This window comes from Mesorhizobium sp. M0621, from assembly GCF_040320745.1.
In the GTDB taxonomy this organism is placed as follows: Bacteria; Pseudomonadota; Alphaproteobacteria; order Rhizobiales; family Rhizobiaceae; genus Mesorhizobium.
The window spans coordinates 65,275-71,319 of record NZ_JAMYQF010000031.1 but is presented as its reverse complement, the minus strand read 5'-3'; the positions used below and the strand labels follow the sequence as shown (position 1 = coordinate 71,319).

At 62.6% G+C, this 6,045-nt stretch carries 6 protein-coding genes; all 6 read right to left on the bottom strand.

All coding sequences use genetic code 11. The annotated features are described in order from the left end of the window. Positions 1 to 136: 136 nt before the first annotated feature. Positions 137 to 544, bottom strand: coding sequence for a F0F1 ATP synthase subunit epsilon (locus NKI38_RS20800; RefSeq protein ID WP_352660085.1), 408 nt, complete (start codon positions 542 to 544; stop codon positions 137 to 139). A 98-nt stretch (positions 545 to 642) separates the two neighbouring features. Continuing rightward, positions 643 to 2,250: a F0F1 ATP synthase subunit beta gene (atpD, locus tag NKI38_RS20795; protein WP_352660083.1), complete on the bottom strand. Its 1,608-nt coding sequence runs from the start codon at positions 2,248 to 2,250 to the stop codon at positions 643 to 645. A 70-nt stretch (positions 2,251 to 2,320) separates the two neighbouring features. Beyond that, a complete protein-coding gene (locus NKI38_RS20790; protein ID WP_352632891.1) occupies positions 2,321 to 3,205 on the bottom strand; it encodes a F0F1 ATP synthase subunit gamma in 885 nt (294 codons plus the stop codon). Positions 3,206 to 3,236: 31 nt separating this feature from the next. After that, positions 3,237 to 4,766: a F0F1 ATP synthase subunit alpha gene (gene atpA, locus NKI38_RS20785; protein ID WP_352660081.1), complete on the bottom strand. Its 1,530-nt coding sequence runs from the start codon at positions 4,764 to 4,766 to the stop codon at positions 3,237 to 3,239. Continuing rightward, positions 4,766 to 5,326, bottom strand: coding sequence for a F0F1 ATP synthase subunit delta (locus tag NKI38_RS20780; RefSeq protein ID WP_352660079.1), 561 nt, complete (start codon positions 5,324 to 5,326; stop codon positions 4,766 to 4,768). The genes atpA and NKI38_RS20780 overlap by 1 nt, the downstream gene beginning before the upstream one ends. A gap of 246 nt (positions 5,327 to 5,572) precedes the next feature. After that, on the bottom strand, positions 5,573 to 5,968 hold the full coding sequence (locus tag NKI38_RS20775) for an AGROH133_08824 family phage infection protein (protein ID WP_352660077.1): 396 nt from the start codon (positions 5,966 to 5,968) through the stop codon (positions 5,573 to 5,575). Positions 5,969 to 6,045: the final 77 nt, after the last annotated feature.

The window sequence follows — 6,045 nt, the reverse complement described above, 5'->3', positions numbered from 1 at the left end:
CATCTCAAAACACGAACAGGATGGAAACGAATCTCCATCCTGCTCGATAGGTCTTACCAGATCCTCATCCAGCCCAACTTAAGTGAACTGCATTAAGGCAAGGCCGCGCTTTTCAATCAGTCATTTGGTGCGGACTTCAGGCCGACAGGATAGCGCCTTCCAGCGTGGTGAGCTGGCTAAGGAACTGTTCCGCCTTGCTGCGAGCCTGGTCGTCCTTGGCATCGGCGGCATCTTCCTTAGCTTCCTGGATGCGGCGCGCGAGATCGGCGCGGTCGACATCTTTTACCGCGACAGCCGATTCCGCCAGCAGCGTGCAGCCGGCCGGAACGATGTCAGCGAAACCGCCGAACACCACATAGCGTTCTTCACCGCCCGCCGCGGTCTTCACCGTGACGACGCCCGGCTTGATCGTGGTCATGACCGGCGCGTGATGCGCCATCACGGTCATCTCGCCTTCGGCGCCCGGAATGACGACGGATTCAACCTGCTCGGAAACAAGCAGGCGCTCCGGCGAGACCAGTTCGAACTTGAAAGCTTCAGCCATGTCAATTTAGCGAATAGCGAATAGCGAGTAGCGAGTAGTCAGAAGAATTCGCCGGCCCATATTCCCTATTCGCTACTCCCTATTCGCTATGCGCTTGATTACGCCGCTTCAGCCGCCAGGCGCTGTGCCTTCTCGACCGCTTCCTCGATGCCGCCAACCATGTAGAAGGCAGCTTCCGGGAGGTGATCGTAGTCACCATTGCAGAGGCCCTTGAAGCCCTTGATGGTGTCGGCGAGGTCGACCAGCTTGCCCGGCGCGCCGGTGAACACTTCGGCGACGAAGAAAGGCTGCGACAGGAAGCGCTCGATCTTGCGGGCGCGAGCCACGGTCTGCTTGTCCTCTTCCGACAGCTCGTCCATGCCCAGGATGGCGATGATGTCCTGCAGCGACTTGTAGCGCTGGAGGATCGACTGCACCTGGCGCGCGACGCCATAGTGCTCGTCGCCGACGACCAGCGGGTCGAGCATGCGCGAGGTCGAATCGAGCGGGTCGACGGCCGGGTAGATGCCCTTTTCGGCGATGGCGCGGTTGAGCGTCGTCGTCGCGTCAAGGTGAGCGAACGAGGTCGCCGGTGCCGGATCGGTCAAGTCGTCGGCGGGCACGTAGATGGCCTGCACGGACGTGATCGAGCCCTTGGTGGTGGTGGTGATGCGTTCCTGCAGCGCGCCCATGTCGGTGGCGAGTGTTGGCTGATAGCCCACCGCCGAAGGGATACGGCCGAGCAGAGCCGACACTTCCGAACCCGCCTGCGTGAAGCGGAAGATGTTGTCGACGAAGAACAGCACGTCCTGGCCCTGGTCGCGGAAATATTCGGCGACCGTCAGGCCGGTCAGGCCGACGCGGGCGCGCGCGCCCGGCGGCTCGTTCATCTGGCCGTAGACGAGTGCGGCCTTGGAGCCTTCACCGCCGCCCTTCTTGTTGACGCCGGATTCGATGAACTCGTGATAGAGATCGTTGCCTTCGCGGGTGCGCTCGCCGACGCCGGCGAACACCGAATAGCCGCCATGCGCCTTGGCGATGTTGTTGATCAGCTCTTGGATCAGCACGGTCTTGCCGACGCCGGCGCCGCCGAACAGGCCGATCTTGCCGCCCTTGGCGTAGGGAGCTAGCAGGTCGAGCACCTTGATGCCGGTGATCAGGATCTGGGCTTCCGTCGACTGCTCGACATAGGTCGGAGCCGGCTGGTGGATGGAGCGCATTTCGGTCGCGTCGACCGGACCTTCTTCGTCGACGGGCTCGCCGATGACGTTGATGATGCGGCCGAGCATGCCCGGGCCGACCGGAACGGTGATCGGCGCGCCGGTGTCACGCACGTCCTGGCCGCGAACCAGACCTTCGGTCGAGTCCATGGCGATGCAGCGCACGGTGTTTTCACCCAGATGCTGGGCAACTTCCAGCACGAGGCGGTTGCCGACATTGGTCGTCTCGAGCGCGTTCAGGATCGCCGGCAGGTGATCGCCGAACTGCACGTCGACAACGGCGCCGATGACCTGGCGGACCTTGCCGACAACGCCGGTTGCCTTGCTGGCCACTGCCGATGTCTTGGCCGCGGCAGCCTTGGCGGGTGCGGCCGCCGACTTTGCCGGAGCTGCCTTGGCCGGAGCTGCCTTCGCGGCTGGAGCCTTGGCCGCCGCCTTCGCGGGGGCTGCGGTCTTCGCGGCTGCCGCCTTGGGGGCCGCCTTCTGGGGGGTCGCTGCTTTCGCCATCGTCTTTACCCTTTTTCGTCCTTTGTTTCTCACGCGGTCCGGTCGCGGGTCGATGACCCGCGGACCGCGTCTAGAGCGCCTCGGCGCCCGAAATGATTTCGATCAGTTCCTTGGTGATCTGCGCCTGCCGCTGACGGTTGTAGGTGATCGACAGCTTGTTGATCATCTCGCCGGCGTTGCGCGTCGCATTGTCCATGGCGCTCATCTTGGCGCCCATTTCACCGGCGGCGTTTTCGAGCAGCGCCCGGAAAACCTGTACCGAGATGTTGCGCGGAATGAGGTCGGAGAGGATTTCGCCCGGCTCCGGCTCGTATTCATAGACAGCGTTGCCGCCGTCGTTCGCCTCGGCCGGAGTCGAAGCCAGGCCGGCCGGGATGATCTGCTGCGCGGTCGGGATCTGGCTGATCACCGACTTGAACTGCGAATAGAACAGCGTGCAGATGTCGAAGGCGCCCTCGTTGAAGAGGTGGATGACCTTCTTGGCGATGGCATCGGCATTGACGAAACCAAGCGTCTTGACCTCGCGCAGATCGACACGGTCGATGATCAGCGATGCATAGTCGCGGCGCAGGATGTCGAAACCCTTCTTGCCGACGCAGATGATCTTGACCTGCTTGCCGTCGGCCAGCAGCTTGCGGATATGGTCGCGGGCAAGGCGGGCGATCTGCGAATTGAAGCCGCCGCACAGGCCGCGCTCGGCGGTGCAGACGACGAGCAGATGCACGTCATCCTTGCCGGTGCCGGTCATCAGCGCTGGGGCATCGCCGCCGCCGCCGATTGCCTGGGTGATGTTGGCCAGCACGGAACCCATGCGCTCCGAATAGGGGCGCGCCGCTTCCGCGGCCTCTTGCGCACGGCGCAGCTTCGCCGCAGCGACCATCTGCATCGCCTTGGTGATCTTCTGCGTCGCCTTGACCGAGGCGATACGGTTACGAAGGTCTTTTAATGAAGGCATGCTTCAAACCTGATCCCGTCTTGCAATTCGCTCAAGCGAAAGTCTTGGCGAAAGCGTCGATCTCGGCCTTCAGCTTGGCGCGCAGATCGTCCGACAGCGCCTTTTCCTTGCGGATGGCGTCGAGAACGTCCTTGCCGGCCGAACGCATGTGGCTGAGCAGACCATGCTCGAACTTGCCGACCTGGTTGACCGGCAGCTTGTCGAGATAGCCGTTGACGCCGGCGAAGATCACCGCGACCTGCTCTTCCGTCTTCAGCGGCGAGAACTGCGGCTGCTTCAGGAGTTCGGTCAGGCGCGATCCACGGTTGAGCAGGCGCTGCGTGGCGGCGTCGAGATCCGAGCCGAACTGCGCGAAGGCCGCCATTTCGCGGTACTGCGCGAGCTCGCCCTTGATCGAGCCGGCGACCTGCTTCATCGCCTTGACCTGCGCGGCCGAGCCGACGCGGCTGACCGACAGGCCGACGTTCACCGCAGGACGGATGCCCTGGAAGAACAGGTTGGTTTCGAGGAAGATCTGGCCATCGGTGATCGAGATCACGTTGGTCGGGATATAGGCCGACACGTCGTTGGCCTGCGTTTCGATGATCGGCAGTGCGGTCAGCGATCCACCGCCCAGATCGTCGTTGAGCTTTGCGGCACGCTCGAGCAGGCGCGAATGCAGATAGAAGACGTCGCCCGGATAGGCTTCGCGGCCCGGCGGGCGGCGCAGCAGCAGCGACATCTGGCGATAGGCGACGGCCTGCTTCGACAGATCGTCATAGCTGATCAGCGCATGCATGCCATTGTCGCGGAAATACTCACCCATGGTGCAGCCGGCGAACGGCGCCAGGAACTGCATCGGCGCCGGATCGGAAGCGGTGGCTGCGATGATGATCGAGTATTCGAGCGCGCCGCGCTCTTCCAGCACCTTGACGAACTGCGCGACGGTCGAACGCTTCTGGCCGACGGCGACATAGACGCAGTAGAGTTTTTCCTTCTCGGGGCCGTTGTCGTGCACCGACTTCTGGTTGAGCATCGTGTCGAGGATGATGGCGGTCTTGCCGGTCTGGCGATCGCCGATGACCAGCTCGCGCTGGCCGCGGCCGACCGGGATCAGCGCATCGATGGCCTTGAGGCCGGTCGACATCGGCTCGTTCACCGACTTGCGCGGGATGATGCCGGGCGCCTTGACGTCGACGCGCTTGCGCTCGACTGCCTTGATCGGGCCCTTGCCGTCGATCGGATTGCCGAGTGCGTCGACGACGCGGCCGAGCAGGCCGGGACCGACGGGGACGTCGACGATGGCGCCGGTGCGCTTGACGATGTCGCCTTCCTTGATGTCGCGGTCGGCACCGAAGATGACGACGCCGACATTGTCGGCTTCGAGGTTGAGCGCCATGCCGCGGATGCCGCCGGGAAACTCGACCATTTCGCCGGCCTGGACATTGTCGAGGCCGTAGACGCGGGCGATACCGTCACCGACGGACAGCACCTGTCCAACTTCGGAGACCTCGGCCTCCTTGCCGAAATTCTTGATCTGGTCTTTCAGAATTGCGGAAATTTCCGCGGCGCGGATGTCCATCAGCCGACCTCTTTCAGTGCAAGCTTGAGCGAATTGAGTTTGGTTTTGAGCGACGTATCGATCTGGCGCGAGCCCATCTTGACCACCAGCCCGCCGAGCAACGACGGATCGACAGTGACGGAAATGGCCACGTCCTTGCCGGCAACACCCTTCAGCGCTGCCTTGAGTTCGGTCTGCTGGGCAGCGGTCAGCTCATGAGCCGACGTCACTTCAGCAGCGGTCTCGCCACGATGTTCGGCGGCGATCTGGCGGAACGCCCTGATCATGCCGGGAATGGCGAACAGCCGGCGGTTTCTGGCGACGACGCGCAGGAAATTGCCGGTGAGGCCGGTAATCCCGGCCTTGTCGGCGATCGCCGCGATGGCTTTGGCCTGGTCCTCGCTGGAGAACACCGGGCTGTTGATCAGGCGGGTAAGGTCCGCGCTGCCCGCGAGCATGGCTTCGAAGCTGTTGAGGTCGCCTTCGACCTTGGCGACGGAATTTGCCTGCAGGGCGAGTTCGAACAGCGAACCCGCATAGCGTTCTGCGACACCTGAGATTGGCGATGACGATTGAGCCACGGACCGTCTTTTCTCTTGTCTGACAGGCCGTAGATTGTTGGCGCGAGCAAAAACTCTGGCTAAATCTTTGACCTTACTGCATTTTTTCGAGCACGGAGGCGCGGCTTCCGCTATCCCCGGCCGAAAGTCGATTGCCGTCTAGCACAGGCATTTTAAGACCGCAATGCGTCGTTCCGCATGGTTTTCAGGCACTATTGTCGCATCCGGCGAAAGTCACCCGTCTTCCATCGCGGAATACCCAACGATTCAAGGTAGAAAGCCGAAGGCAAAGGCAAGCGGCAATGCCGCCAGCACCAATTCCACCCCGATGGAAACCCAATTGAAAGGCGTGTTGGCGCCATCCGACATCATCGACAGCAGCCTGCCGAAGGCGGTGAACAGCCAGGAGAAGCCGAGCGCCATGTAGATCAGCGGCTGCGCCAAGAGGATGCAACACAAGCCGACGCCGAGATAGAAGCCCGACATCCTGCCACGCCCCTCGGCGATTGCCGCCGCCTTCTCGGGCTTGACCTGCAAACGCAGGGCACGGAAGGCGAGGCTCGGTGCCAGAAAAAACAAAAGCCCGAGCAGCACGGTGAAGACGGCGCTCGACCACGCCAGCCATTCGCCGTGGCTCGTCGGCCACGGAAGCGCAAAATCCATCTTGTCCCCTCGAAATGCCTGTTTTGAAATTCCGGGCATTCTAGCGAAGGAAAGAAAGGACGCCAGATGGGGTCCGG

Excerpts from the sequence above, each read along its gene's own strand:
- NKI38_RS20800 (WP_352660085.1), bottom strand. The coding sequence starts at position 544 with ATGGCTGAAGCTTTCAAGTTCGAACTGGTCTCGCCGGAGCGCCTGCTT.
- atpD (WP_352660083.1), bottom strand. The coding sequence starts at position 2,250 with ATGGCGAAAGCAGCGACCCCCCAGAAGGCGGCCCCCAAGGCGGCAGCC.
- NKI38_RS20790 (WP_352632891.1), bottom strand. The coding sequence starts at position 3,205 with ATGCCTTCATTAAAAGACCTTCGTAACCGTATCGCCTCGGTCAAGGCG.
- atpA (WP_352660081.1), bottom strand. The coding sequence starts at position 4,766 with ATGGACATCCGCGCCGCGGAAATTTCCGCAATTCTGAAAGACCAGATC.
- NKI38_RS20775 (WP_352660077.1), bottom strand. The coding sequence starts at position 5,968 with ATGGATTTTGCGCTTCCGTGGCCGACGAGCCACGGCGAATGGCTGGCG.